Raw genomic sequence first — 442 nt, forward strand, 5'->3', positions numbered from 1 at the left:
GGAAAAGCGCAACGCCATCCATTCCGTGCTGGCCGCACGACTCAAGCAGATGGCCTGTGAAACGCTGCTGGCCGAGCGCCGCCACGATGCCGATGCCCTGAACGGCTTCTGGCGCGAGTTGACCACGGAAGAACGCCGTTCGCCGCGCATCGCTTCGCAGGCGGCGCTGTACTTCGCGCAACTCGGTCGCACCGATGATGCCAAGCGCATCGTCGAAGAGGGCCTGAAGACCCATTGGGATGGCCGCCTGATCCGCCGCTATGCCGATTGCGCAGTGCCGGGCAAGGCGCTGCCGCTGATCCAGCAAGCAGAGAAATGGCTCGCCCAGCATCCGGTGGATGCCGAACTGTTCTACACGCTTGGCATGCTGTGCTTCAAGGAGCAGCTCTGGGGCAAGGCGCAGTCGAACCTGGAGTCGGCACTGAAATATGCCGATGCCGAT

1 protein-coding gene is annotated in these 442 nt (G+C 63.1%); it reads left to right on the top strand.

The genetic code is table 11. The features are described from left to right. On the top strand, positions 1–442 hold a 442-nt coding region (locus D7V77_RS42625), incomplete at both ends, for a hypothetical protein (RefSeq protein WP_199734016.1).

Origin of the sequence: Corallococcus sp. CA041A (assembly GCF_003612075.1) — a bacterium.
GTDB lineage: Bacteria > Myxococcota > Myxococcia > Myxococcales > Myxococcaceae > Corallococcus > Corallococcus exiguus.